This is a genomic window from Sulfitobacter sp. EhC04, assembly GCF_001650875.1.
Taxonomy (GTDB): domain Bacteria; phylum Pseudomonadota; class Alphaproteobacteria; order Rhodobacterales; family Rhodobacteraceae; genus Sulfitobacter.
In genome coordinates this window covers 1-23,815 of sequence record NZ_LXYI01000018.1, presented here as the reverse complement: position 1 = coordinate 23,815, position 23,815 = coordinate 1, and the positions used below count along the sequence as shown (strand labels likewise).

Annotated in this window: 29 protein-coding genes and 1 tRNA gene; 18 read left to right on the top strand and 12 right to left on the bottom strand. The window is 60.7% G+C overall.

The annotated features are described in order from the left end of the window. Positions 1-43 precede the first annotated feature (43 nt). From A8B82_RS09335 to recA, 3 genes are all read right to left on the bottom strand, one after another. Positions 44-331: a DUF1330 domain-containing protein gene (locus tag A8B82_RS09335; protein ID WP_067291233.1), complete on the bottom strand. Its 288-nt coding sequence runs from the start codon at positions 329-331 to the stop codon at positions 44-46. 5 nt (positions 332-336) lie between these two features. Further along, positions 337-2,994 (bottom strand): alanine--tRNA ligase, encoded by a 2,658-nt coding sequence (alaS, locus tag A8B82_RS09330; protein ID WP_067291230.1) that lies wholly within the window; start codon positions 2,992-2,994, stop codon positions 337-339. A 142-nt stretch (positions 2,995-3,136) separates the two neighbouring features. Continuing rightward, positions 3,137-4,207 (bottom strand): recombinase RecA, encoded by a 1,071-nt coding sequence (gene recA / locus A8B82_RS09325; protein WP_067291227.1) that lies wholly within the window; start codon positions 4,205-4,207, stop codon positions 3,137-3,139. A gap of 201 nt (positions 4,208-4,408) precedes the next feature. Between recA and A8B82_RS09320 the strand changes: the two genes are divergently transcribed. After that, positions 4,409-5,002 (top strand): gamma-glutamyl kinase, encoded by a 594-nt coding sequence (locus A8B82_RS09320; RefSeq protein ID WP_067291224.1) that lies wholly within the window; start codon positions 4,409-4,411, stop codon positions 5,000-5,002. Positions 5,003-5,153: 151 nt separating this feature from the next. Further along, positions 5,154-5,438, top strand: coding sequence for a hypothetical protein (locus A8B82_RS09315; protein WP_067291222.1), 285 nt, complete (start codon positions 5,154-5,156; stop codon positions 5,436-5,438). A 240-nt stretch (positions 5,439-5,678) separates the two neighbouring features. Here the strand turns inward: A8B82_RS09315 and A8B82_RS09310 are convergent, their stop codons facing one another. The 3 genes from A8B82_RS09310 to guaB all read right to left on the bottom strand — a co-directional run bounded on the left by A8B82_RS09310 (position 5,679) and on the right by guaB (position 10,806). Further along, positions 5,679-7,916, bottom strand: coding sequence for a hybrid sensor histidine kinase/response regulator (locus A8B82_RS09310; protein ID WP_082899214.1), 2,238 nt, complete (start codon positions 7,914-7,916; stop codon positions 5,679-5,681). Between the two features lie 214 nt (positions 7,917-8,130). After that, positions 8,131-9,297, bottom strand: coding sequence for an RsmB/NOP family class I SAM-dependent RNA methyltransferase (locus tag A8B82_RS09305; protein WP_067291219.1), 1,167 nt, complete (start codon positions 9,295-9,297; stop codon positions 8,131-8,133). A 60-nt stretch (positions 9,298-9,357) separates the two neighbouring features. Then, on the bottom strand, positions 9,358-10,806 hold the full coding sequence (gene guaB, locus A8B82_RS09300; protein ID WP_067291217.1) for an IMP dehydrogenase: 1,449 nt from the start codon (positions 10,804-10,806) through the stop codon (positions 9,358-9,360). A gap of 422 nt (positions 10,807-11,228) precedes the next feature. Here guaB and A8B82_RS09295 point away from each other — a divergent pair, with 422 nt between their 5' ends. After that, a complete protein-coding gene (locus A8B82_RS09295) occupies positions 11,229-13,274 on the top strand; it encodes an ASKHA domain-containing protein (RefSeq protein ID WP_067291214.1) in 2,046 nt (681 codons plus the stop codon). Further along, positions 13,271-14,119, top strand: a complete 849-nt coding sequence (locus A8B82_RS09290) for a class I SAM-dependent methyltransferase (protein WP_067291211.1) — start codon at positions 13,271-13,273, stop codon at positions 14,117-14,119. The genes A8B82_RS09295 and A8B82_RS09290 overlap by 4 nt, the downstream gene beginning before the upstream one ends. A 6-nt stretch (positions 14,120-14,125) precedes the next feature. Here the strand turns inward: A8B82_RS09290 and A8B82_RS09285 are convergent, their stop codons facing one another. After that, positions 14,126-14,500: a VOC family protein gene (locus tag A8B82_RS09285; protein ID WP_067291208.1), complete on the bottom strand. Its 375-nt coding sequence runs from the start codon at positions 14,498-14,500 to the stop codon at positions 14,126-14,128. Positions 14,501-14,570: 70 nt separating this feature from the next. Between A8B82_RS09285 and A8B82_RS09280 the strand changes: the two genes are divergently transcribed. From A8B82_RS09280 to A8B82_RS09215, 14 genes are all read left to right on the top strand, one after another. Next, positions 14,571-14,644, top strand: a tRNA-Gly gene (locus tag A8B82_RS09280). A gap of 220 nt (positions 14,645-14,864) precedes the next feature. Continuing rightward, complete coding sequence (locus A8B82_RS09275; RefSeq protein ID WP_067291205.1) at positions 14,865-15,089, top strand: hypothetical protein; 225 nt, start codon at positions 14,865-14,867, stop codon at positions 15,087-15,089. Further along, entirely contained in the window at positions 15,086-15,292 is a 207-nt protein-coding gene (locus tag A8B82_RS09270; protein WP_067291203.1) for a hypothetical protein, read from the top strand. Before A8B82_RS09275 ends, A8B82_RS09270 begins: the two co-directional genes overlap by 4 nt. Continuing rightward, positions 15,289-15,723 carry a hypothetical protein gene (locus A8B82_RS09265; protein WP_067291200.1) on the top strand — a complete coding sequence of 145 codons (435 nt, stop codon included), beginning with the start codon at positions 15,289-15,291 and terminating at the stop codon, positions 15,721-15,723. The genes A8B82_RS09270 and A8B82_RS09265 overlap by 4 nt, the downstream gene beginning before the upstream one ends. Further along, the gene (locus tag A8B82_RS09260) at positions 15,720-16,034 is read left to right on the top strand and encodes a hypothetical protein (RefSeq protein ID WP_067291197.1); all 315 of its coding nucleotides are present in this window, start codon (positions 15,720-15,722) and stop codon (positions 16,032-16,034) included. Before A8B82_RS09265 ends, A8B82_RS09260 begins: the two co-directional genes overlap by 4 nt. Then, positions 16,031-16,330, top strand: a complete 300-nt coding sequence (locus A8B82_RS09255; RefSeq protein WP_067291188.1) for a hypothetical protein — start codon at positions 16,031-16,033, stop codon at positions 16,328-16,330. Before A8B82_RS09260 ends, A8B82_RS09255 begins: the two co-directional genes overlap by 4 nt. Further along, positions 16,330-16,581, top strand: coding sequence for a hypothetical protein (locus tag A8B82_RS09250; protein ID WP_067291185.1), 252 nt, complete (start codon positions 16,330-16,332; stop codon positions 16,579-16,581). The genes A8B82_RS09255 and A8B82_RS09250 overlap by 1 nt, the downstream gene beginning before the upstream one ends. Beyond that, entirely contained in the window at positions 16,578-16,796 is a 219-nt protein-coding gene (locus tag A8B82_RS09245) for a hypothetical protein (RefSeq protein WP_067291182.1), read from the top strand. Before A8B82_RS09250 ends, A8B82_RS09245 begins: the two co-directional genes overlap by 4 nt. Continuing rightward, positions 16,793-17,020 (top strand): hypothetical protein, encoded by a 228-nt coding sequence (locus tag A8B82_RS09240; protein WP_201120775.1) that lies wholly within the window; start codon positions 16,793-16,795, stop codon positions 17,018-17,020. Before A8B82_RS09245 ends, A8B82_RS09240 begins: the two co-directional genes overlap by 4 nt. Continuing rightward, the gene (locus A8B82_RS09235; protein ID WP_067291178.1) at positions 17,017-17,394 is read left to right on the top strand and encodes a hypothetical protein; all 378 of its coding nucleotides are present in this window, start codon (positions 17,017-17,019) and stop codon (positions 17,392-17,394) included. The genes A8B82_RS09240 and A8B82_RS09235 overlap by 4 nt, the downstream gene beginning before the upstream one ends. After that, on the top strand, positions 17,387-17,746 hold the full coding sequence (locus A8B82_RS09230; protein WP_067291175.1) for a hypothetical protein: 360 nt from the start codon (positions 17,387-17,389) through the stop codon (positions 17,744-17,746). Before A8B82_RS09235 ends, A8B82_RS09230 begins: the two co-directional genes overlap by 8 nt. Continuing rightward, positions 17,743-18,075 (top strand): hypothetical protein, encoded by a 333-nt coding sequence (locus tag A8B82_RS09225; protein ID WP_067291173.1) that lies wholly within the window; start codon positions 17,743-17,745, stop codon positions 18,073-18,075. Before A8B82_RS09230 ends, A8B82_RS09225 begins: the two co-directional genes overlap by 4 nt. A gap of 25 nt (positions 18,076-18,100) precedes the next feature. Next, complete coding sequence (locus tag A8B82_RS09220) at positions 18,101-18,430, top strand: hypothetical protein (protein ID WP_067291171.1); 330 nt, start codon at positions 18,101-18,103, stop codon at positions 18,428-18,430. Between the two features lie 25 nt (positions 18,431-18,455). Next, the gene (locus A8B82_RS09215) at positions 18,456-18,767 is read left to right on the top strand and encodes a hypothetical protein (RefSeq protein ID WP_067291169.1); all 312 of its coding nucleotides are present in this window, start codon (positions 18,456-18,458) and stop codon (positions 18,765-18,767) included. A gap of 82 nt (positions 18,768-18,849) precedes the next feature. Here the strand turns inward: A8B82_RS09215 and A8B82_RS24500 are convergent, their stop codons facing one another. From A8B82_RS24500 to A8B82_RS24170, 5 genes are all read right to left on the bottom strand, one after another. Next, a complete protein-coding gene (locus A8B82_RS24500; RefSeq protein WP_067291165.1) occupies positions 18,850-19,197 on the bottom strand; it encodes a hypothetical protein in 348 nt (115 codons plus the stop codon). A 50-nt stretch (positions 19,198-19,247) separates the two neighbouring features. After that, positions 19,248-20,078, bottom strand: coding sequence for a peptidoglycan recognition protein family protein (locus A8B82_RS09205; RefSeq protein WP_067291162.1), 831 nt, complete (start codon positions 20,076-20,078; stop codon positions 19,248-19,250). A gap of 62 nt (positions 20,079-20,140) precedes the next feature. Next, on the bottom strand, positions 20,141-20,701 hold the full coding sequence (locus A8B82_RS09200; RefSeq protein ID WP_067291161.1) for a hypothetical protein: 561 nt from the start codon (positions 20,699-20,701) through the stop codon (positions 20,141-20,143). A 28-nt stretch (positions 20,702-20,729) separates the two neighbouring features. Beyond that, positions 20,730-21,629: a hypothetical protein gene (locus A8B82_RS09195; RefSeq protein ID WP_067291158.1), complete on the bottom strand. Its 900-nt coding sequence runs from the start codon at positions 21,627-21,629 to the stop codon at positions 20,730-20,732. A gap of 2 nt (positions 21,630-21,631) precedes the next feature. Beyond that, positions 21,632-23,815 (bottom strand): hypothetical protein (locus A8B82_RS24170; protein ID WP_161489439.1); only part of this gene is annotated, 2,184 nt, incomplete at its 5' end.

Genomic DNA, 23,815 nt, shown 5'->3' with positions numbered 1-23,815 from the left:
GGACCCCGGGAATATTTAAGGCCAAAAAGAAAGCAGACCAGCGTTATTCGCTGGTCTCTACGATCACCAATTCACGTTCCGATGCGCCGCGCGCGTGGTTCAAGGCCGCCTGATACGCGTCTGAATGGTAACATTTTTCCGCTGATTCCACATCCGGAAAACGGGCCACCACATTGCGCGGGCGCGCCTTGCCCTCGAGCTGCACGAAACGGCCGCCCCGCGCGATGAATTCGCCGCCATGATCGGCGATGGCAACCGTCGCACCAGCGGCGTATTTCTTGTAAGCTTCTTCGTCCGTGACGGTGACATGTGCGATCCAGAGTGCGCCCATCGGTATTATCCTTTCAATACAGTTTCAGCCGCGGCGATGGCCGCCTCGGCGTTTTCAGCGCTGGCACCACCGCCCTGCGCCATATCGGGCCGTCCGCCGCCGCCCTTGCCGCCCAGTTCCGCAACTGCGGCCTTGAGGATATCCACGGCGGATAGTTTTTCGGTCAGATCCGCGGTCACGCCCGCGGCAACAGCCGCCTTGCCACCTGCATCCGCGATCAGCAGCACCGCACCTGAGCCAAGCCGGGCCTTGTGCTCGTCCACCAGCGCGGGCAGGTCCTTGCCGGTCACGCCAGTCAGCACCTGCGCGATGAACTTGATCCCGCCCACATCGCGCGTCTCAGGTGCGACAGCACCGCCGCCGGACATGGCCAGTTCGCGGCGCAACTGCGCCACTTCGTTCGCAAGGCTCTTGCGTTCGTCCATCAGGCCGCGCACCCGATCCGGCACGTCACCCGGCGCGGTTTTGAGCGCTTCGGCAACGCGTGACAGCGCCGATTGCTGCGCACGCAGCCAGGTCAGCGCTTCCCCCCCTGTCAGCGCCTCGATCCGGCGCACACCGGCACTGCTGGCGCTGTCGCCCAGCAGCACAAAAGCCCCGATGTCACCGGTCTGGCGCACATGGGTGCCGCCGCAGAGTTCGAGCGAATAGGTGTTCTTGTCCGCCCCCTTGCCCGAACCGTCCTGACGGCCCATCGAGACCACGCGCACCTCGTCGCCGTATTTCTCGCCAAACAGCGCCTGCGCCCCAAGCGCGCGCGCGTCGTCCGGTGTCATGATCCGCGTATCGACCGCCGCATTCTGGCGAATGTAGCTGTTCACCTCCGCTTCGACCTGCGCCAGTTCGGCGGCAGACAGCCCCTTGGCATGGCTGAAATCAAACCGCAGCCGATCCGGCGCATTGAGCGAGCCGCGCTGTGCGACGTGATCACCCAATGCGCCGCGCAGCGCCTCGTGCAGCAGGTGCGTTGCCGAATGGTTGGCCCGGATCGCGGTGCGGCGCGCGTGATCGACAATCAGCACAGCCGCCTGCCCCGCCTTGACCTCGCCCTGTGTCACCTTGCCGAAATGGGCAAAGACGCCCGCCGCCTTGCGGGTGTCGGTGATCGTGATCTCGCCGGTGTCGGTGCGGATCACACCGGTATCCCCGACCTGGCCACCGGATTCGGCGTAGAACGGTGTCTGGTTGAACGCCACCTGAATGCTGTCGCCTTGCTTGGCCATCTCGGTCAGGACACCGTCCATCACCAGCGCCTTGATCTGGCCCTCTGCGGTTTCGGTGTCATAGCCCAGGAACTCGGTCGGCCCGTGTTTTTCGGCCACATCAAACCAGACGGTTGCATCCGCCGCTTCGCCTGACCCGGCCCAGGCCGCGCGCGCCTTGGCCTTCTGCTCCGCCATGGCGGTGTCAAAGCCGTCGGTATCCACCGCGCGCCCCTGCTCGCGCAGCGCATCCTGCGTCAGGTCCAGCGGGAAGCCGAAGGTATCGTAAAGCTTGAAGGCCGCCTGCCCTGACAGGTTCGCGCCTTCCGGCAACCCGCTGACCTCGTCTTCCAGCAACCGCAGGCCCCGGTCCAGCGTCTGTTTGAAGCGGGTTTCCTCACTCAGCAGGGTTTCGGTGATCAGCGCTTGCGCCTGACCCAGCTCGGGGTATGCGGCACCCATCTGGCTTACCAGCGATGGCACCAGCCGGTGCATCAGCGGGTCCTGGACGCCCAGCAGATGCGCATGGCGCATGGCACGGCGCATGATCCGGCGCAGCACATAGCCGCGCCCGTCATTGGCAGGCATGACCCCATCCGCGATCAAAAAGGAAGTGGACCGCAGATGGTCCGCGATGACCCGGTGGTGGGTCTTGCCCGGTCCGTCCGGATCGGTGCTGGAGGCATCCGCCGAGGCCTCGATCAGCGCGCGCATCAGATCGGTAGCGTAATTGTCATTGGTGCCCTGCAACAGGGCGGCAACCCGTTCGATCCCCATGCCGGTGTCGATCGACTGGTTCGGCAGGTCGCGGCGGGTGCCATCCTCGAACTGCTCATATTGCATGAAAACGAGATTCCAGATCTCGACAAAGCGGTCGCCGTCTTCCTCCGGGCTGCCCGGAGGGCCACCCCAGATGTGATCGCCGTGATCATAGAAGATTTCGGTGCAGGGGCCGCAGGGGCCGGTGGGGCCCGCCGACCAGAAGTTGTCATCCGTCGCAATCCGGATGATCCGATCATCGCTCAGCCCCGCATGTTTTTTCCAGATCGCCACCGCCTCATCATCGGTATGATAGACCGTCACCAGCAGGCGGTCGGGGTCGATGCCGAACACTTTGGTCAGCAGGTCCCAGGCCAGCGGGATCGCTTCGGATTTGAAATAATCGCCGAAACTGAAGTTGCCCAGCATTTCGAAAAACGTGTGGTGGCGCGCGGTATAGCCGACATTGTCCAGATCGTTGTGCTTGCCGCCTGCGCGCACGCATTTCTGCGCGGTGGTCGCACGGGTGTAGTCACGGGTTTCGACGCCGGTAAACAGGTTCTTGAACTGCACCATGCCCGCCGCCGTGAACATCAGCGTTGGGTCATTGCGCGGCACCAGCGGGCTGGAGGGGACAATCTGGTGGCCGTTCTTGTCGAAATAGGACAGAAAGCTGGAGCGGATTTCATTCAGGGTCTTCATCGGTCAGGCCTTCCGGGGCAAATGCGCGTCGTTGTCAGATAGCCTTGGCAGCCTTGCCTGTCCACAGGGGCGGCATGGAAAAAGGGGCGTCGCCCTTCGGCGCGCCCCTTCTGTCTTGCAGCAATTGCGATTGGTCCGGGCCTCAGGCCTCAAGAATGTCCGCATCGTCATTGTCGGAACCGTTGAAATCCAGCCCGTGCGCTGCGCGGATCTTGTCTTCAATCTCCATCGCCATGGCTGTATTTTCCTTCAGGAACGTCTTGGCGTTTTCGCGGCCCTGCCCGATCCGCTCATCCCCGTAAGAGAACCAGGAGCCGGATTTGTCGACCACGCCCGCCTTGACGCCAAGGTCCAGCAGCTCACCCATCTTGGAGATTCCTTCGCCATACATGATGTCGAATTCCACCTGTTTGAAGGGCGGCGCGACCTTGTTCTTGACGACCTTGACGCGGGTTGCATTGCCCACGACCTCGTCGCGGTCCTTGAGCGCGCCGATGCGGCGGATGTCGAGCCGGACCGAAGAGTAGAATTTCAGCGCATTGCCGCCCGTGGTTGTTTCGGGGCTGCCGAACATGACGCCGATTTTCATCCGGATCTGGTTGATGAAGATCACGGTGCACTGGGTACGGCTGATCGACCCGGTCAGTTTGCGCATGGCCTGGCTCATCAGACGGGCCTGCACGCCGACAGAGCTGTCGCCCATGTCGCCTTCGAGTTCGGATTTCGGCGTCAACGCGGCGACCGAATCGACGACAACCATATTGACCGCGCCGGACCGGACCAGCGTATCAGTGATCTCAAGCGCCTGTTCGCCGGTATCGGGCTGGGAAATCAACAGCTCGTCGATGTCCACACCCAGCTTGCGGGCGTACTGCGGGTCGAGCGCGTGTTCCGCATCCACAAAGGCACAGACGCCGCCCGCTTTCTGCTGCTCCGCAAGGCAGTGCAGCGTCAGCGTCGTCTTGCCGGAGGATTCAGGGCCGTAGATCTCAACGATCCGGCCCATCGGAAGACCGCCGATGCCAAGCGCAATGTCCAGCCCCAGCGATCCGGTGGAACTCGCCGTGATGTCCTGAATCGCACCTTCAGCGCCCAGTTTCATGATCGACCCCTTGCCGAACTGGCGTTCGATCTGGGCCAGGGCGCTGTCCAGCGCCTTCTGTTTGTCCGCTGACTTCTTGTTGTCCATTGTCAATAAATCTGCCGTTGCCATATGCCCGTTCCCTTAGTGTCATAGTGGCGCGGGATCGGCAATCGCCGTCCTGTGCCGGTTTTTGTTCCTCTAATGTTCTCTATGAGACCAAAAGTGGAACATTTCAATCACTTTATTTCTTTCCCCATCTTTTATGGGAATGGGTTAAGAAGTAGTTTACAGCGGGAATTCCGGATGAAACTGCGCGGGAGGTCGTCTTAAATGCTTGTTTTCTTTAAGGAACGCCTGGCCTTCCTATCGGTGCCGAAAACCGGGACAACCGCCTATGAAAGTGCGCTTGCCGCGCGGGCGGACATGGTGATCTCCGACCCGCCGATGCTGAAACATGCGCCGGTTTATCGCTATAACCGCTTCATTCGCCCGATGTTTGAACGGGTCTGCGGCGTGGAACTTGAAGTCATGGCCGTGATGCGCGAGCCGATCTCCTGGCTGGGCAGCTGGTATCGCTACCGCCAGCGCCCCTTCATGGAGGGCAAGCCGAATGCGACCCATGGCATCAGCTTCGATGATTTTGTCCTGGCCTATATGAAAAGCGACAAACCCGGATTTGCCGATGTCGGCAGCCAGGTCCAGTTCATGAAAAGCCAGCCGAATGGCACCGGCATCACCCATTTCTTCCGCTACGAAGACCAGCCGAGGCTCAATGCCTTTCTCGAAGAACGTCTGGAGGTTACATTGTCCCTTGCCCGCGAAAACGTCTCCCCCGCGATAGCGCTCAGGCTTTCGCCCGGTGTCGAGGAACGGTTTCGCCGCAAATGCGCCGAGGAATTCGCGCTTTACCAGTCCATCCCATAGCCCCGCGCGACCTGCATCATTGGCGGGCCTGCTGGTCGGCTCCAAACTGATCATCCAGTTGCAGCGCAGGTCCGGTCTGAGCCCTTATTGACCACTGATAAATGCGTGAGGCATATTCGATCGCGTCATATTTTCGATCCGATCCAAAAGGATGAAGCCGCTGAAAAATAAAATCCATAAAGCTGGCGACCTTGAGTTTCAGATGCTTTATCCGCCTGAGGGGTCTACCTCCATCCTTGAAGTGTCCGACCGTGGCTTAGGACCGTTTCTGCACGTATCGCTTAGAAAAGACGGTGATTTAACCTACGAGTTCTTTGCCGAAACGGCGCTTTCCATTTCGGAAAAACAAATGAAGGATATTGAAGAGATGGCTCGGAGAAAATTGTCATGGACGGATTTGTCCGCATTTGGCTGGGAACGCTTTGACGAGAGCTAGTTTGCTGTGCCCGTCTTGATCGAATGGCAACTGTGTCCCGCACAGCAGACACCTGAACTGCTCAGTCTGAGCGTCGGCTTTCGACCTTTCGGAGGGTAACGGTTCTGGCGGACCACCATGACGAAAGCGGGTGCCCAGGCATGTCGGATCCCGTGATGACCTGCTCGTGGGTCTCAGGCAGCCACCCAGCCAGATCCGGGTGTCCAGCTCAGGAATGCTGCTATGTTCAACGCATCCGGCTCAATGCATCTGCCTGTGCACCGTCTCGGTGAGTTCGTTCAGTGAAAACGGTTTCGGCAGGAAAACGGAATTCGGTATCCTGCTTTGCTCCTCACCGAAACTGTCTTCGGCATAGCCGGAGACAAAGACAACCCGCACATCCGGCCGTTCCTTCAGCGCCTCGCGCACCCAGCTGGGGCCATCCATGCCCGGCATGACCACATCAGTGACAAAGACATCCACTTTAAGTTCCTCATCTTCAAGGGTTTTCAGCGCGGCCTCCGCTGATTCAGCCTCAAGAACCGTAAAGCCGCGCAGGCGCAGCGCCCGGCTGGCAAAGGCACGCACCGGCGCTTCGTCTTCCACAAGCAGGATCACGCCATCCGATGCGCCGGAGGTATTTGTCCGCTCCGCAATCTCCGGCCGCGCCGTCACCACCGGGCGGTGATCATGCACCGGGAAGTACAGAACAAAGGTGGTGCCGGTGCCGGGCTGCGAATCGACAAAGATGAAACCGCCGGTTTGCTTGACGATGCCATAGGCGGTGGACAGGCCCAGGCCGGTGCCCTCGCCGGTGCGCTTGGTGGTGAAAAAGGGTTCAAACACCTTTTGCAGCTTGTCCGAAGGGATACCCTGGCCGCTGTCGATCACCTCGACGGTCACGTAGTCGCCCGCCGGCACGGTGACGCGGTCCCGTGTCAGCGGTTCGTCCAGCGACAGGCATTCCGTCACGATCCTGATCTCACCACCCGCCGGCATGGCGTCACGGGCATTGACCACAAGGTTCATCAGGACCTGCTCAAGCTGCCGTTTGTCCGCGCGGATCGGGCGCAACACCGGATCATGGCTGAGTGTGAGGGTCACCTTTTCGCCAACCAACCGGTTCAGCAGATGGGTCAGGTCCGCCAGCGTGTCACGCAGATCCAGCGTTTCCGGCCGCAGGGTCTGTTTTCTGGAAAAGGCCAGCAATTGTCGCACCAGACCGGCGGCGCGGTTGGCGTTCTGGTTGATCTGGACCAGGTCACCATAGTCGGAATCGCCCTGGTCATGGCGCAACAGCAGCAGGTCGCAATGGCCCGAAATCGCCGTCAGCAGATTGTTGAAATCATGCGCGACACCGCCAGCCAACTGGCCGATCGCCTGCATTTTCTGGCTCTGCACGAATTGCGCCTCCAGTGATTTCAATTCCGTGGCGTCGTGCAGCACCGCAATGAGCGCCGGTTCGCCGTCTTCCGTGATCCGGTTCAGCACCACCTGCACGAAAGTTTCCTTGTCCGAGCGGGTCAGCCGCAGGAATTCCGACTTCTGGACCATCCGGTTCGAAAGGGTGTCGTTCAGCCAATCCGCTATCGGCCTGCCCAACCCCTCCATCAACTGCGAGATGTTGATCCCTTCAACCAGTTTCGTGCCGATCAGGCCCGCCGCCATCCGGTTGAAGGACCGCACGGCGCCGTCCGGCGCGACCTTTATCATGGGAACAGGCATGTCCTGAAACGCCTGCCAGCCCTGCAATGGTGTCTCTGCCGGCCTCTCGGGCGGCGGCAGCAGATAGATGACGCGGCGGCCTGCCCCGGCATCCATTTCCGCCACCAGCATCCGGCGCGGCCCGTCCGGGCAGGACACTTCAGCCAGCGCCCCCGGCACCACCGGCAGCTCCGTGAAAATGCGGTCAAGCGTTTTGACCCGGCCGCCAAGAAGCCGCCGCGCGGCGTCGTTGGTAAAGAGTATCGCGCCACCGCGCCCCAGCATCAGCATCGGCAATTGCACCCCCTCTTGCGGGCTGCGCGCAGCGGCCCGCGCGCCGATGTTCTCAAGCCGCCAAAGGAACCGATCCTGCGCGATCTCATGGACGGTCAGACGCAGATGCCCGGCCCGGGTCGCCACGTCCTCCTGCGCGGCACCGGTGGCGTCGGCGCGCGATTGCAAGCGGTAGAGAATGCCCGCCGGATTGGCAAAAGTTTCGGCCAGGGCCGCCCCCAGTGTCGTGAAACTGTCGCGTTCGAACAGGCGATGTGCGGCACGGTTCGAGCCGTGAATCAGACCGTCCTTTTCTGCGATGAAACAGGGTGTGATATCATATTCGATGAAGGTCCCGATGGTATCGACGGCCCCCGTACGGCGCACCGCCTGGCCCGCGGCGCGCAGGCTCAGCACGGTGCCAAAGACCACCAGCGTCGCCCCGGAACCAAACAGACCCAGCGCAAGAAGGCGCTGCGACACGAACATCCCGACTGCGACCAGCAATGCCCCGAGTGCCATCAGAAACCATCTTTGCCTGCTGCGCACCCTTAACGGCCCAGCACCCACCGGCCCCGCAGGTGGGTGCGGTTCGGGAATGATGTCCGGCGCGTTCTGCCCCAGCGATACAGACAAGATTTATCCTCCGACGGTCCTCGAATCGTCGTCCATTAAGGGTCCGGAGGGTTAATTGGACCTTAACCAAGGCCCAGATGCATTCTCAGGTTGAGTCTGATTAATCTAATACACGCTGTAAATGCGCTGTATAAAAGCCGTCCCCCGCCGCATCGACGGTGAAACGATGCGCGAACACACAGGTCCAGCCGGGATGGCGGGACAGGAAGGCTGCCAGCCGATCCTCGTTTTCCGCCCGCAACACAGAGCAGGTGGCATAGGCCAACACGCCCGAGGGCGCGACCAGCGCGGCGGCACGGTCAAGTATATCGTCCTGGATCGCGGTTAGTTCGTCCAGCCGTGCGGGTGTCAGCGTCCATTTGCCTTCGGCGGCGCGCCGCCAGGCCCCCGAGCCGGAACAGGGCGCATCACACAGAACCACGTCATAGGGCGCTGCATCGGCCAGAGTGGCGGTTTCGGCCATTTCCACGGTGACGCCTGCCCGCGCCGCGCGGGTGGGCAGATCGGCCATGCGGGCCGGGGCAACATCATGGGCCGTGACCTGCCGCGCCGGATCCATCGCCAGGGCAAGCGACTTGCCCCCGCCCCCGGCGCAGTAATCCAGCACCCGGCCACCCGTCGGCAGGGCGGCGACAACGGCCTGGCTTGCGGCGTCCTGAAGCTCGATCAACCCTTCGGCATAGGCTGCGGAATTGCGGATGCGGCGCTGCCCTTCGATCACGGTCAGGGCGGCATCGGCCAGCGGGTTCACCGCCGTGTCGATGCCCTGTTCACGCAGCAATTCGCCTGCGGCCTGCCGCTCGATACGGGCGAGGTTGACGCGCAGCACCGTTGGCGCGCGTGCCTGAAGCGCGTCGGCGGTGCGCGCGGCATCATCGCCCAGAGAGGCTTCGAACGGCGCCAGCAGCCATTCCGGCAGGCACCACAGGGTTGCACGATCCTGGGGCGGTGCGGGAAAATCCAGTTTTGCCGCCGATGCAGGTTCGGGCGCGTGGCCCTCGCCCGAGAAAAGCGCGGCAATGTCGGCCTTTTGCAGATGAAGCAGACCTAGCATCAGCATGCGCCCGGTCTCACCGCGCCCGAAATGGGCCGCCAGCGGGCGACAGCGCAGCACGTCAAAGACATGATCCCGGATCGCGGCACGGTCCTTGGAACCGGCAAAGCGGCTGCGCCGCGCCCAGCGGGTCAGCGCCTGTTCCGCCGCCTGACCGCCCTGGATGTCATCAAGAATTTCAATCGCCGCCGCGACCCGCGCCCCCGGTGTCATCGGGCCGGAGTCACATTAAGAACACCCATGAACATGTTGAAACTCATGATTTCTATGCTCTCAACCAGCGCGATAGTTGGGCGACTCGCGGGTGATCTGCACATCATGGACATGGCTTTCCTTCAGCCCCGCACCAGTGATCCTGACAAAGTTGCAGTTCTTGCGCATCTCTTCGACGGTGGCGCAGCCGGTATAGCCCATCGCGGCCCGCAGACCGCCGACCATCTGGTGTACAACCGCTGCCGCGCTGCCCTTGTAGGCCACCTGACCCTCGATCCCTTCGGGCACCAGTTTGTCGCTGGCGGCATCCTTTTGGAAATAGCGGTCAGCCGACCCGCTGGCCATCGCGCCGAGCGAGCCCATGCCACGGTAAGACTTGAAGCTACGCCCCTGATAAAGAATGACTTCGCCGGGGGATTCATCCGTGCCCGCGATCATGGAGCCGACCATGGCACAAGAGGCCCCGGCGGCGATCGCCTTGGCAAAATCGCCGGAAAACTTGATGCCGCCGTCCGCGATGACGGGAATGTCACCTGCTGCCGCCGCGCAATCCATGATCGCGGTCAGTTGCGGCACACCTACCCCCGCCACCATGCGCGTGGTGCAGATGGAGCCGGGGCCGATTCCCACCTTGATCGCGTCCGCACCGGCGTCGATCAGGGCGCGGGTCGCCTCGGCGGTGGCGACATTGCCCGCAACCACTTGCACTTCATTGGACAGGGTCTTGGCCCGCTTGACCGCCAGTGCCACCCCTTCGGAATGGCCGTGGGCGGTGTCGATCACGATCATGTCGGCACCGGCATCCACCAGCGCCTGCGACCGTTCAAATCCCGCGTCGCCCACGGTGGTGGCCGCAGCGACCCGCAGCCGCCCCAGCGCGTCCTTGCAGGCGGTCGGGTTCAGCACGGCCTGTTCGGTATCCTTGAGCGTCAGCAGGCCGGTCAGCTTGCCCTTTGCATCAGTCACCAGCAGCTTTTCGATGCGGCGCGCCTTCATCAGGCTGATCGCCTCTTCCCGGTCCGCCGGTTCGTGCAGGATGGCGAGATTGTCGGAAGACATCATCACCCGCACCGGGGTCTTGTCATCGCTGGCAAAGCGCATGTCGCGGTTGGTCACGATCCCGACGACACGCCCGGTGCCATCGACCACCGGAAATCCGGTGACGTTATAGCGTTCCTGCAACGCCTTGGCATCGGCCAGGGTCTGATCAGGGGTCAGCGTGATCGGATTATAGACGATGCCGGATTCAAACCGTTTGACGCGGCGCACTTCGCGGGCCTGTTCATCTATGGTCAGGTTGCGGTGTACCACACCCATGCCGCCTGCCTGCGCCATGGCGATGGCCATGCGCCCCTCGGTCACAGTGTCCATGGCAGAGCTCAGCAGCGGGATGTTCAACGCGATGCTGCGGGTGACGAATGTCCTTGTATCCGCCGTTGAAGGCAAGACCGAGGACGCCCCCGGCACCAGCAGTACATCATCAAAGGTCAGGGCCTCACGAATCTCCATTTTGCACCTCGGCTTGGATGGGTTCATTTGGCGGTTTCATATTTCACGGATGGCCTGGATTGGAAAGACCTATTGCGCCGCTTTTGCGGCGGGTCTTGCATCGGCACGTCAGCCGCATGGATTTTGATGGCGGACAAACCCAACGATCATCGCCGCTGCATCCACCTTTCTTTGGTCGGCGTTTCGATACCTTGGCAAAAATCTGCGATTACCTTGAGTGACAGCCCGGTGACCTTATCACGTTTCGCCGGGTCTGATTGCGCGTTTCACGCCGCCGGACGGTCAAACGCGCCACGAATAAGGGTGCCGTCGTGCATCGGGATTGCCTAAATGACGCCCAGCGTTCATTTATTGCCGCCCTTTGGCTTCCACCTGCCGCACGGGCCGCTATGGTGGCCAAAAGCAGTTAAGGACGGCACGAGATGAGCAGCGATCCCCTGGTGATTTTTACCCCTTCTGGCAAACGGGGGCGATTTGCCGTCGGCACACCTATTTTGACTGCGGCACGCCAGCTTGGCGTTGATCTGGATTCGGTCTGTGGCGGGCGCGGCATCTGTTCGAAATGCCAGATCACGCCCAGCTACGGCAGCTTTTCCAAGCACAATGTTGAAGTCAAACCCGACGCCCTGTCCGAATGGAACGCGGTCGAGCAGCGCTATCAGGACAAACGCGGTCTCAAGGAAGGCCGCAGGCTGGGCTGTCAGGCCACCGTTCAGGGCGACGTGGTGATCGACGTGCCCCCCGAAAGCCAGGTGCACAAACAGGTGGTGCGCAAACGGGCCGAGGCGCGCGACATCGTGCTGAACCCCTCTACCCGCCTGTTCTATGTGGATGTGGCAGAGCCGGACATGCACGACCCCTCCGGCGATCTGGAGCGGCTGCGCGACGCGCTGCGCGACCAATGGGAAATCGACAACGTCGCCGCCGATCTTCACATCCTGCAAACCATGCAGCCGATCCTGCGCAAGGGCGACTGGAAGGTCACCGTCGCGGTCAACCTGGGCGATGCCGAAAACCCTCCCCGGATCATGCACATCTGGCCGGGCTACTATGACGGGACGGTCTATGGCCTTGCGGTGGACCTCGGCTCCACCACCATCGCTGCGCATCTGTGCGACCTGCAGACCGGCGTTGTGCTGGCTTCCTCCGGCGTGATGAACCCCCAGATCCGATTTGGCGAGGACCTGATGAGCCGGGTCAGCTATTCGATGATGAACCCCTCCGGCGCGGACGAAATGACGCGTGCGGTGCGCGAGGGCATGACCGCGCTGTTTGACCAGATCGCGGGTGAGGCCGGGGTCGATGCAGGCCTGATCGTGGATGCGGTCTTTGTCTGCAACCCGGTGATGCACCACCTGTTTCTGGGCATCGACCCCTTTGAGCTGGGCCAGGCCCCGTTCGCACTGGCCACGTCCAACGCCATGCGGCTGCGCGCCACCGACATCGGGCTGAACATCCACCCTGCCGCGCGGATCTATTTCCTGCCCTGCATCGCAGGCCATGTCGGCGCGGATGCCGCCGCCGTGGCGCTGAGCGAGGCACCGGACAAATCCGACGACCTCTTGCTGGTTGTGGATGTCGGCACCAACGCGGAAATCCTGCTGGGCAACAAGACCAAGGTGCTGGCCTGTTCCTCGCCCACCGGTCCGGCCTTTGAGGGGGCGCAGATCAGCTCTGGCCAGCGCGCCGCGCCCGGTGCCATCGAACGGGTCGAAATCGACCCGGTGACCAAGCTGCCACGTTTCAAGGTCATCGGCTCCGACCTGTGGTCCGATGATCCCGGCTTCGAGGCGGCGATCGCCACCACCGGCGTCACCGGCATCTGCGGTTCCGGCATCATCGAGATGGTGGCGGAAATGCGCATTCATGGCATCGTGGATGCCCCCGGCCTGATTGGCACGGCAGAACAGACAGGGTCATCTGCGGTCTTTGCCGACGGGCGCACCAATTCCTATCTGGTCTATGACGGCACCGGCAGTGGCGGCCCCCTGATCACCGTCACCAACCGCGACATCCGCGAGATCCAGATGGCCAAGGCGGCGCTTTATTCGGGCGCGCGGCTGCTGATGGACAAGTTCGGCGTGGACAAGGTGGACCGCATTGTGCTGGCCGGGGCCTTTGGCGCGCATATCAGCACCAAACACGCGATGGTGCTGGGCATGATCCCCGACGCACCGCTGGACAAGGTCACATCGGCAGGCAATGCCGCCGGGACCGGCGCGCGGATTGCCCTGCTGAACACCGACGCACGGGCAGAGATCGAACAGACGGTACGCGAGATTCACAAGGTCGAAACCGCCATCGAGCCGCGTTTTCAAGAGCATTTCGTCAATGCTTCTGCGATCCCCAATGCGGTTGAGCCCTTCCCCATCCTGCGCTCCATCGTCACCCTGCCCACGGCCACATTCAACACCGGGGGCGATCACGGTGGCGATGCGGGCGGCAGACGCAGGAGACGCCGGGCATGAGCAACGCGGACCAACAGGAATTCTGGGATGGGGAGGCAGGCCCGATCTGGGTGGCCCAGATGCAGACCATGGACCGGACCCTTGCGCCGGTGCTTGATCAGGTGCTGGCCGCGGCGCATCTCCAGCCGGGCGACAATGTGCTCGACATCGGATGTGGCGCAGGCACCAGCACAGCGGCGGCGGCACGGCTGGCAGGACACGATGGCAGCGCCTGCGGTCTGGACATCTCCCGTTCGCTGCTGGCGCATGCCCGTTTGGCTACGGCAGACGCGCCCGGCCTGTCGTTCATCCACGGCGATGCGCAGACCTTTGACTTTCAACCGCATCGGTTCGATGCAATGATTTCCCGCTTTGGCGTGATGTTCTTTGAGGATACCACGGCGGCGTTTGCCAATATCGCCAGCGGGTTGCGCCCCGGTGCGCAGCTGACCTTTGCAACATGGGGCGACATTGCTGAGAACCCCTTTTTCACCATGCCGGCGGGCATCGCCAAGGCGGTGATCGGTGCGGTCCCCAAAACCGACCCGGATTTGCCCGGCCCCTTTGCCCTGCGGGACAGACAAAAGGTCGTGGCGCAGCTGGGTGCGGCGGGCCTGAAAAACATCACCGCCCGCGCCACCGCGATGGACCTCACCCCACCGGGCGATGCGGCGCAGGTGGCGGAATTGCTGTGCGAGATCGGCCCGGCGCAGCGCGCCCTGACCCATTTCGAGGCGGATGACGCCGACCGCGCACGGCTGGTTGCCGCGTTGAGTGAAGGCCTGCAAACTTTCGAGACACCAAAGGGCATCCGCATTCCCGCGCTGATCAACCTGTTCACGGCAACGACACCGGGCCCAAGCTGAGATCGGTCAGTCCAGCTGCCGTGCGATCCACCAGGTGGTGCCATTGGCATCGCGCACCCCGCCGCGCAGGTCACCATCGCCCTTGTCCGTCAGGGCCTGTACCTCTGTCCCGCCACTTGCCAGCGCGCGGCGAAAGGCCATTTCCGGTTCCTGCACGTAGACATGCACATGGGCTTTGGGGCCGTCCGGCATTTCGCCCATCATGATCACCGTATCGTCCACCAGCGCCTCTGCATGCATGATCCCCTCTCCGTTCTCCCGCGCGATCACCCGCAACCGGGTCGCGCCGAATGCGGTTTCCAGAAAGGCCAGCGTCGCCTCGGCATCCTGCACCATCAGATAGGGTGACGCGCTGTTGTATCCGTCGGGTTTATAACTCATCCTGCCCTCCGCTTTGTGCGCGCCGCCCCCTTGACGGCGCTGCGTCCCGCGCATATCCAATCCAAGGCGCGCGGGTATGGTGAAAAGGTATCACGGCAGCTTCCCAAGCTTTAGTTACGAGTTCGATTCTCGTTACCCGCTCCACTAAAAAAACACCCCCAATACCCCTTGATTATATGGCTATTCTTCGCAATTTTGCGCGTGGTATCGTCATGCATTCCAGCACTCGCGCTGGGAAAAATCGGGAACGTCTGGGGCGATTCTGGAACCACACCCCCAGACTTTCACCCAGACCAGCGCCGTGATCAAACCGCGCCGATAGGCCTAGGCCCTCTGATCTCCGCCACAATCGCGGAGGCCGAACATGCCTGACCTCTGGTTTGTCGAAGAGCGCAACCCGTTCGGCGGGTGGAGCCCGGCCACCTTCTCCGGCGAAAAGCCGACGGAAAAGCAAGTCGGTGGTCGTCGCAAGGAGTTCCGCAACGACCCTGAGCGGGTCCATCCGGGCCACCGTGATCTGACCTTGCCGCAACTGTTCGAGGTCTATTCGCCTGATGGGAAATTCTATCTGCCGAGGAGGGTAGCATGACACCTGACATGATGACCGACAACCTGTCCCGCGCGCAGGACAGGCTCAAAGCCTATGAAGCCGCCTGCCGCAAGGTTCTGCCGCTGATTGAGGCTGCCGGGCTGGCGTTCGAGGGACTTGATCTCGAAGAAGTCACCGACTGCGCCGATTGGGACGAGGCCGAGGATATGATCCACGCGGCGCTTGGGGAGGAACGGAGATGAGCGATCTACCAGAGCGCGCCCTATCAATCCGCCAGCCGTGGGTTTGGGCCATCCTGAACGCAGGGAAGCGGATTGAGAACAGGCCGAGGCGGTTCAACTATCGCGGCCCGATCTGTCTGCATGCCAGCCTCTATGAGCCGAAGGCAATTGACTACGAGTCGGTCCTACACGTTCTCAGAGTGAAACATGGCGACCATGGCGAACGGCAAATCACGCGCGAAGATGGAAACATCGCGTCTATGCACCACAGCAACGAGGGTCGCGCGCGCGGCGGGATCATCGGCACCGCCGATATCGTGGATTGCATCGAGACTAGCGATGAACCCTGGTTCTTCGGTCCCTATGGCCTCGTGCTGGAAAACATCCAGCCCGTGCCGTTTATCCCCGTGAAGGGCGCTCTGGGGCTGTTCAGATGGAAGGAACGGACATGACTGATATTTCACCGGAGGCTGTGGAGCGGATGGCAAAGCGATTTATCCCGCTCCACCCGCAGGTTTCCACGTTCACGGTATTGGCGGGAACCGGCACAGAAATTGCCGCCACTCTCCGCGCCCAAGCCGCCCGCATCATCGAGTTGGAGGCTCAGCTTGCCACCGCCCGGAATGATGCGCTGGATGCGGCTGCGGAGGCGGGAGACCGGGAAAACCAGCGGCGGTTAAATTTGGCAAGCATTCGCATCCCCGCACTGTGGGATGAACTACGCCCGGTTATCCTCGCCCTCAAGACGGAGACCCCGACATGACCCCCCATTTCAACAACCTTACCCCCGCCGAAGCTGAGCGCCTAGCTATGCTGGCCGAAGAATGCGCCGAAGTTATCCAGATCGTGGGTAAGATACTGCGCCACGGATACGACAGTCACCATCCCGACAATCCCGCCACTGACAACCGTGATCTTCTGGCAAAGGAAATCACTGACGTTGCGGCTGTCACGAGGGAAATGAAGCGGGCGGAACTGTCTGACTATCAACTCGCAGACACATTCGGAACGGTGTGGCGGCGGAAGCTAGGGTTCACGCATCATCAGGAGGAAAACTAATGAGCAACACCGAAGAAGGCTACGTCAATACAATGCGGGAAGCGGCTCAAAGTCGCCTTTTCTGTGAGATCGAGCGGCAAGAATACAATCTGGTGTCACTCCTTAATTTAGTCCCTTTCAGGGATGGAGATTCTTGGTGCGTCCTTTGGGGCGTAAATCTGTCGGAAGGCATAGCTGGTTTTGGTGACACGCCATACCTGGCAATTCTCAATTTCAATAGGGCGTTGAATGCCAAAAGGGGGGCGGCATGACACCGTATGACCAATGGAAACTCGCCAGCCCCGACGCTGAGCGCCACGAAATCGGCACCGAGGACGGCCAGCCATGCAACCGCATCCACGAGCCTGATGAGGATGCGCCGCACGGGTATAAGCCCAAGCCCTGCCCCGGTGAGATGTTCATTGCGGGCGACGAAACTGACGATTGCTGGATTCAGTGCGACACATGCGGGGAGATAGCCCAATGATCGAGACACGTATGACAGTATCGAAACTGACTGAAAACGAAATTATCCTGCTTAAGCTGATCGAGCGCAGCCCCGATATTGGCGACGGATGGCGGCAGGTTTCAGGTAGTCTCTGGCCTCTTATCGCCAAGCAATCACACCCTGACCTTACTGAACTGGACGCAGCCAACAAGCGCATCCGCTTCACGCCAGAAGGGCAAACCGTAATGAGGTATGCAGTATGACCCACACAGATGAGCAGGTGGAACGGGTGGCCTCCGCAATCAACGATGAAGATTGGCGGCAAGACCTTACTTGGACTAACCAGTATGAGGGCATCAAAGAGAACTACCGAGAAATGGCCCGCGCCGCTCTATCCGCCATGCCCGCGCCCACATCGGAGCAACATAGCGGATGCCCAGACACATGGAGCGCGCCCGCCCCTGTGAGCGCAGAGGACCGCGAAAACATCGTAGACGAAATCGAAAACATCATCAGCGAAACACACGAGATGGATGTGCGCGATATCGACTATGCCGAGAACATCGTTTCATGGCTTGAGCGGCACCATCCTGCCGCCCTCCGCGCCCTCACCAAAGGAGACACCACCGATGGCTGATACCGACAAGCCGTTGCTTGACCCCATGCCCCGCAAAGACTTGGAGTTGCCGCCGCCTGCGGGCTACGTGTCCCGCGTCACCGCCGAAGCCGAGAAGCAGGCGGCTGTTGAGGCGGAACGGGAAGCGTGTGCGGAGTTGCAGAACGAAATTCACCTTGGCCCTGAGTTCTTGAATGCAAAGGCGGTGTTTCTGGACAGGCAAGCTGCGGCGCTTAACGCACTCGGCCCGGACAGCGATCCACCTTTGACGCCAGAGGCTACGATCAAAACCAAAGAGGCGGCGAAAAGAATGCGGAAGATGGCCCGACAGTATGCGCAGGTCGCCATCCGCGCACGGGGAGACCAGACATGAGCAACGCGTTTGATCACGACGACCGAAACCAATACCCAACCTCATTTCGCGTGAGCCGTAGGAATTTTGGTCACTGGGATATCATCACGAACGAGGGGCGGGCATTCCGTATTCGTGGCGGCCCTGGATCTTGGCGGGTCATAGACGAACGGACTCTCCCCGGACCGGACGATCTAAAATTCAAGGAACAGGCGGCAGCTATGGCGTATATCTGCGCAGAGCTGATGCACGAACTCCTGACGGTCGACGGCCAACAGCCGCACGTCATGGAAGCCTGGAATATCGACTTCACCCGTGAGCGCGACCCGTTCGGGCCACAGTCCAGCTAAACCCACCGCTCGAAAGGAGACATTTATGACCGAGACCACAACAGACACCGCGCCGCAGTCCTTTGGTTGGGTTCTGCTCGAATTGATGGGACATCGCCAGCGCGTCGGCATGGCCCGAGAGGAATACATCGGTAGCGGTAAGATGATCCGCATCGACATCCCGGCTGGGGCCGACGGGGACACGGTGACAGAATTCTACGGCACCAGCGCGATCTATGCGCTGCGCCCGATATCAGAAGAAGTCGCGCGGGATCATTGGTCCGCTCGCGATCCCCGTCCGGTGCGACCCGCCGAATACCGTCCGGCGTCTCAGATTGAGCACCATGACGGCGAGGATGAAGAAGACCCCTACTGAATCCAACAATCCCCCGGAGGAACCCATGAACGGAATCGAAAGCATCGCGGCTGAGCGCAAACGACAGATTGAGGTGAAAGACTTCGATGCATCATACGATGATTGCGCCAGTCGCCGCCAGATCCTCAAGGCCGCCAGATGTTATGCGGACCATGCCTGCATGACGGATAGAATTCGCGAACTGACCGCAGAAAAGGTTCCGCTAGGTTGGCCGTGGGATGATGAATGGTGGAAGCCAAAGGATCGACGCGCCGACCTCGTGCGTGCCGGCGCCCTGATCGCGGCCGAGATTGATCGCCTCGACCGAGCAACCGCGCAAGAGAACCAATCCAACTAACCCCACTAAAAACCAAAAAGGCCCGCGCCCCGAACTAACGGAGCGCGGGCTTATCAATTGCGACGGCAATAGCGACTGATTGTCAGAGGCCGACCCCTGCCATCGCCTCGCGCACGTACCGCTCTGCCAGCCGATCCAGCACACCGTCGCCCGGCACCAGCGCGCGGATCGCATCAGGCACCGACTGCTGTGCATACCTCACCGCGCGGTGCTTGATCACCTCGATACCAGCTTCCGGTCCGTCGATCATCGCCGCCTCCACGCCGGTCATGATGGCCGAGTGCAGCGCGCGCATGTGCTTTTCCTCGATGCGGATGCCGGTCGCGGCCTGGAACGCCCCGGTGGCACGGTTAAGGATGAAGGTGAGGACGGCGCCAAAGAACGTCAGCAGGGCGGTTTGCAGCTCGGGGCTGCTCAGAATGTCAAACATGGGATTTCCTTTCGGGGGTGGTGAGGCTCATGCCTCGGAATGGTTGGGGATCAGGCAACAGCCCGGTCGGTCCAGTCGCGGTCGATGACCTCGAAGCCGGGACAAAGTTTATTTGCAACCTCGCGATGTCCCATCAGTCGGCGGATCGGTGTGCGCTGCGCGATCTGCTCGAAATGGCCACGGGTGCTGGCAAGCGTCTCCGGCGTGAAATAGTCCTCCGGATGCCGTGTGGCCGTGATCGTGCGGACCTCGATCATCAGGTGGTGGAACACGCCGCGATTGTACCCCACCGCCCCGGCGCCATAGCGGTCCATCGGGCGGGCATAGATGATCTCACCATCCGGGCAGGTGATCGCGTGATAGCCGGTATCGCTCCACCCTCGCCCGCCCTTGCTCTTCGGCAGCGTGTGCATCAGGTGGATCGCCTTCACGATTTCCGCATTGCTCTTGTCGGATGCCCAACTGCCCGGCACCGCGGCGCAGTGAAGGCAGTAGGTGTCGATGATCGTGTTTGCCCCACCCTGGCGCAGCACCTTGTCATGCTGCACCGCGCCGAGCGTCGGCTTGGTCGGCACCAGAACAGCGCTGTCTGGCGAATAGGCTGCCATCGGCACGCCGTCGGCGTCGATGGCCTGACGCAATGCAATGCGGCTCAGGGTGCCGTATGCGCCGTCCACCCTGCCCTCATAGTAGCCAAGGCCCGCCAGGCCGCGCTGAAGCTGGTTGACGGCCCACACGGTCGATTTGGTCGGCCCCTGGTCGAGCAGGCCCCGCGCGGCGGCCGCAGTAACAGGGCCCCACCAGCCATCGACCTTTCCAGGATCGTATCCGAGGGATTTGAGGCCGAGTTGCAGCAGCCGGATTGCCGGGTTCATGGACATTGTGGATCTCCAATGCAAAAGGCCCGCGCGATGGCGGGCCGGGTTTCAGATTGTGATGTGGTTTAGTCGATCACTTGCTGCTGAACTTCGAAAGGCTCGGACATCGGCGGGGTGGTCGGCCCATACACGCCACATTCCCTCGGTATAATGATTGGCCAATAACTGTAGGTGCCTGCGGGTATATCAGATGGGATACGAACCCGCGCCGCGAAGGCGCTGAAACCAGATGAGACTGGGCTGCGCACTGCGGGCATATCATACCCGTAGACAGTCAGGTTCTTGTCGTGATTGAAAAATTGGACACGAACGGTAGTCTCACAGTCGATGGTGCGGCGCACCACATACACCACTGTCAGCAGTCCACCCCGTTCGACCGTCCTCTGCGGGACCAGGCCGATCCCGCGAAAATCCAAAATGTTGGGTGACAGCTTATCTGGTAATGCAGCAAGCCGGGTCTCGACAGCCAACAGCCGCGCAGGAACCTCTCGCCACTCCGACCACCGAAGAAAAGACCAGCCCATGAGGCCAGAAAGGAGGGTCACAACACCCCCAATCAACAATACCAATTTCAGCAATTCGTGAACCGAAAATTCTCTTCTGTCGGTCATTTCTTCCTTCGGCATATTTCGTCCTACTCCGTATTGAAGGGGTTTAGGTGAGGCCCTGAACTTCGAGGGTGCCTTCAGAACTGTTGGTGTTCACAGTCAGGCGGAAGTCCTGCCAGAACCCGAAAACCAGCAGGCCTTTGTCTTCTTCGCCCTCGCCTCCATGGTAGCAGGCAGGGGTTGCTCGGACCTGAGCCAGTTCATAGCTGACGCGCCTGGTCTGATCTGTTCGGAAAGAAAACTTGAACGTGCTTGTATCCACGTAGGCGCGCTCCACGATGGAAACATTACCAAACTCGTCAACATTCTTCGTGGAAAAATCGACAATCGAAGTCTGCGAGCCAGTTTCGATATCACCAAGATCAACTGGAATCCCAATGACGATCTCGCCAAGTCGGATTACCGCGGAATCCGCTATCTGCGCAGTTACCTGAAGGTACATCGTGTCATCAATGTACACGTTCTCGAAGACAGCAAACCTGTCGTCAACCGAACTGCCGATGTCAATTGAGCGGTCTGTTATAACCCCGTTATTTGAGATCAGCCTTGTAGCGCACCTCACCGTGTCAGCATCGACGTTCAAGAAGATGACATCGTAGTATCCAGCCGGTTTAAGGTTATTGATAAAGTCGAGCTTGTATCTGATTTTCGAGTTGCCAACCAGTTGCGGTGAAAGCTGATTGTCGAAAGGACGAAACCGGGACTTCACCCCGTAGATCACCCAGTTTGTGCCGTCATCAGAAATGGGATCATCACCAGTGGACCCCGACGGGTTCACGCACTGGTAGACATAGATCGTTTGGTCCTCTGTTGCGATTACCTGATCGGTTTCCTCGTAGGCGGTGCCTGCATCCCATTCGTCCACCGGCTCCACCAGATCAACATCGTTCACCTGGACCTCAAGAATATCGCTATCTGAGATCGCAACTGGTTTGACAAGTTTCATGGTTACGTCCTTTCAGGGGGAAGACCCACTACATCAAATTTGGTGAGTACGGTTGAAATTTTCTTCTGATATTCCAGCAGGGTGGCGGACTGCTTTTCTTGCTCTTTCCGGGCCGCAGCCAGTTCGGTACGGACTGCTTTCAGTTCGGTCGCGCTCTCTTTTGCGGAATCCGTCTGCTGCTTCAGGGCAAGACTGGTGATGGGAGACATCTGAACCTCCCGTCGTGGTGACTGATATACGAGAGGCGGAGGGGCGTCAGGTGTGGATGGGTCAATAGAACCTACCTGACCGAAGAAGTCAGCCCAAACCGAGAAGCTGGCCTGCTGGCCGATCAGCATCAGGCGTCGGGCAAGCTCGTCAACCATTTGCCCTTCGGTGGTGATGCCTTGATTGGCTGCCAGAAGCTGTGCCTCAAGACCGTTCGGACCACGGAACGCCTCATTGAACGCCGCCAGGTTGCCACCCGGACCAACAGCGACACTGGTAGCGTCGTAGTTGATCGTCCCGTCCTCATTCATAAAGAGATCAGTCAGCTGGTTGCCCGTCATCAGGTGAACGCCGGTCTCCTGCTCCAGATCTCGGATAGCTTGCGCGGCATCGAACGCGCCGACCAGGTTCTGTTCCAGACGGTTTTCGGCCATCATGCCCCAGCGTTGCAGGTTGGCGATCTGAGCCTGACGGGCCAGTTCCTCCTCCCTCTGCTGGGTGTCGGCAATCACTGCGGCGCGCAACTCATCAAGCATGGCCGACAGGTTGCTCATCGGGTTCATGAACAGATCCTGCGCCGTGCTTTCGAACCAGGTGGAGAACAGCTGTGAAGGCTCGAACTCGAACTGCCCCCCGATCGTGATTGTCCCGTTCGGACCCAGCAGAAGCGTGTCCAGGAGGTGCTGCTGCTGCTCGGTGAAGTAAGTCTCCATATCCAAGTTGACCGTCGAAAACGGGCGACGAAGTACGTCAACAATGGTGCTGTTTGAACCTGGGTCCATCCGTAGCAGCGTGTTGATGGTGTGGCTGCTGTTGCGATAGTGCCCCATCGTCCTTACCAGCGGGTTGCTGTTCGGGTTCAGAGCCAAAAGGGTATTAATGGTATGGGCGCTGTTCCGATATCGACCCATCGCTTGCACCAGAGGATCACTATTCTGGTTGAGTCCGAGCAGGGTATTGATGGTGTGACTGCTGTTGCGATAGTGACCCATCATTCTTACCAGAGGATTGCTGTTCGGGTTGAGGCCGAGCAGCGTGCTGATGGTGTGCGACGTGCTGCCCACCGCGCCCAAGCGAGACACCAGGTCGTTGCTCTGTGGGTTGAGCGCAAGGAGGGTGTTGATCCGGTGATTGGTCCCGCTTGACGCGCCTAGCCTGCGCACCAGGGTGTGAACATCTCCCCGCAGGTCGATGCCAGCATTGATCAGATGGTTGGTCAGGCCCGACGCGCCGAGGCGGGAGATGATGCGATTGACACCGCCGGTAAGGTCGACACCAGCGCGAATTAGGTGGTTGGATGCGTTTGAAGCGCCAACACGCCGCACAATGTTGTGGACTGACCCTCTGAGATCGACACCTGTGTTAACCAGGTGCTGCGATACCGGGCCACGCGCCACGCGCGACAGGATACTTCCCACACCGCCCACCTGATCAACCGATGTTTTGATACGGTGATTGGAGCGGTCATCGGCCCCGAGACGCAGGAGCATGGCGTTGGTCTGGCCAACCTTGTCGAGATACGTTTTGACGCGGTGGCTGGTCTTTCCTGAAGAACCCAAGCGTAGCAGCGTGGCATCGGTCTGCCCCACCTTGTCGAGGTGAGCCTTGACCCGATGATCCGACCTGCTCTCAGAGCCGAGACGCAGCAGCGCGGCATCAGTTTGCCCAACCTTGTCCAAATGGGTCTTGATGCGGTGGTCGGAACGGCTTGAGAAACCCATCCGGCGAACGCCGTCATGGACTTCGCCCCGTAAATCGACACCCACGTTGATCTTGTGGTTGGATGGACCTGTTGATGACATCCGCACCGCCCGCGCATCGCTGTTTGTCGCAACCTGGAGGCTCGTGTTGACCTTGATGCTGCTGGCCTTGCCGCCGACCGCTTTCAATGCCAACGGGTCGCTGCTGTCGGACACAATCGCCTTTACCTGAGCTTCATGCAGGCTTTGCCGATATTCGAAGAGCGCACGGATCAGCGG

Coding starts and splice junctions, on each gene's coding strand:
- A8B82_RS09335 (WP_067291233.1), bottom strand. CDS start 331: ATGGGCGCACTCTGGATCGCACATGTCACCGTCACGGACGAAGAAGCT.
- alaS (WP_067291230.1), bottom strand. CDS start 2,994: ATGAAGACCCTGAATGAAATCCGCTCCAGCTTTCTGTCCTATTTCGAC.
- recA (WP_067291227.1), bottom strand. CDS start 4,207: ATGGCAACGGCAGATTTATTGACAATGGACAACAAGAAGTCAGCGGAC.
- A8B82_RS09320 (WP_067291224.1), top strand. CDS start 4,409: ATGCTTGTTTTCTTTAAGGAACGCCTGGCCTTCCTATCGGTGCCGAAA.
- A8B82_RS09315 (WP_067291222.1), top strand. CDS start 5,154: ATGAAGCCGCTGAAAAATAAAATCCATAAAGCTGGCGACCTTGAGTTT.
- A8B82_RS09310 (WP_082899214.1), bottom strand. CDS start 7,916: ATGGCACTCGGGGCATTGCTGGTCGCAGTCGGGATGTTCGTGTCGCAG.
- A8B82_RS09305 (WP_067291219.1), bottom strand. CDS start 9,297: ATGACACCGGGGGCGCGGGTCGCGGCGGCGATTGAAATTCTTGATGAC.
- guaB (WP_067291217.1), bottom strand. CDS start 10,806: ATGGAGATTCGTGAGGCCCTGACCTTTGATGATGTACTGCTGGTGCCG.
- A8B82_RS09295 (WP_067291214.1), top strand. CDS start 11,229: ATGAGCAGCGATCCCCTGGTGATTTTTACCCCTTCTGGCAAACGGGGG.
- A8B82_RS09290 (WP_067291211.1), top strand. CDS start 13,271: ATGAGCAACGCGGACCAACAGGAATTCTGGGATGGGGAGGCAGGCCCG.
- A8B82_RS09285 (WP_067291208.1), bottom strand. CDS start 14,500: ATGAGTTATAAACCCGACGGATACAACAGCGCGTCACCCTATCTGATG.
- A8B82_RS09275 (WP_067291205.1), top strand. CDS start 14,865: ATGCCTGACCTCTGGTTTGTCGAAGAGCGCAACCCGTTCGGCGGGTGG.
- A8B82_RS09270 (WP_067291203.1), top strand. CDS start 15,086: ATGACACCTGACATGATGACCGACAACCTGTCCCGCGCGCAGGACAGG.
- A8B82_RS09265 (WP_067291200.1), top strand. CDS start 15,289: ATGAGCGATCTACCAGAGCGCGCCCTATCAATCCGCCAGCCGTGGGTT.
- A8B82_RS09260 (WP_067291197.1), top strand. CDS start 15,720: ATGACTGATATTTCACCGGAGGCTGTGGAGCGGATGGCAAAGCGATTT.
- A8B82_RS09255 (WP_067291188.1), top strand. CDS start 16,031: ATGACCCCCCATTTCAACAACCTTACCCCCGCCGAAGCTGAGCGCCTA.
- A8B82_RS09250 (WP_067291185.1), top strand. CDS start 16,330: ATGAGCAACACCGAAGAAGGCTACGTCAATACAATGCGGGAAGCGGCT.
- A8B82_RS09245 (WP_067291182.1), top strand. CDS start 16,578: ATGACACCGTATGACCAATGGAAACTCGCCAGCCCCGACGCTGAGCGC.
- A8B82_RS09240 (WP_201120775.1), top strand. CDS start 16,793: ATGATCGAGACACGTATGACAGTATCGAAACTGACTGAAAACGAAATT.
- A8B82_RS09235 (WP_067291178.1), top strand. CDS start 17,017: ATGACCCACACAGATGAGCAGGTGGAACGGGTGGCCTCCGCAATCAAC.
- A8B82_RS09230 (WP_067291175.1), top strand. CDS start 17,387: ATGGCTGATACCGACAAGCCGTTGCTTGACCCCATGCCCCGCAAAGAC.
- A8B82_RS09225 (WP_067291173.1), top strand. CDS start 17,743: ATGAGCAACGCGTTTGATCACGACGACCGAAACCAATACCCAACCTCA.
- A8B82_RS09220 (WP_067291171.1), top strand. CDS start 18,101: ATGACCGAGACCACAACAGACACCGCGCCGCAGTCCTTTGGTTGGGTT.
- A8B82_RS09215 (WP_067291169.1), top strand. CDS start 18,456: ATGAACGGAATCGAAAGCATCGCGGCTGAGCGCAAACGACAGATTGAG.
- A8B82_RS24500 (WP_067291165.1), bottom strand. CDS start 19,197: ATGTTTGACATTCTGAGCAGCCCCGAGCTGCAAACCGCCCTGCTGACG.
- A8B82_RS09205 (WP_067291162.1), bottom strand. CDS start 20,078: ATGTCCATGAACCCGGCAATCCGGCTGCTGCAACTCGGCCTCAAATCC.
- A8B82_RS09200 (WP_067291161.1), bottom strand. CDS start 20,701: ATGCCGAAGGAAGAAATGACCGACAGAAGAGAATTTTCGGTTCACGAA.
- A8B82_RS09195 (WP_067291158.1), bottom strand. CDS start 21,629: ATGAAACTTGTCAAACCAGTTGCGATCTCAGATAGCGATATTCTTGAG.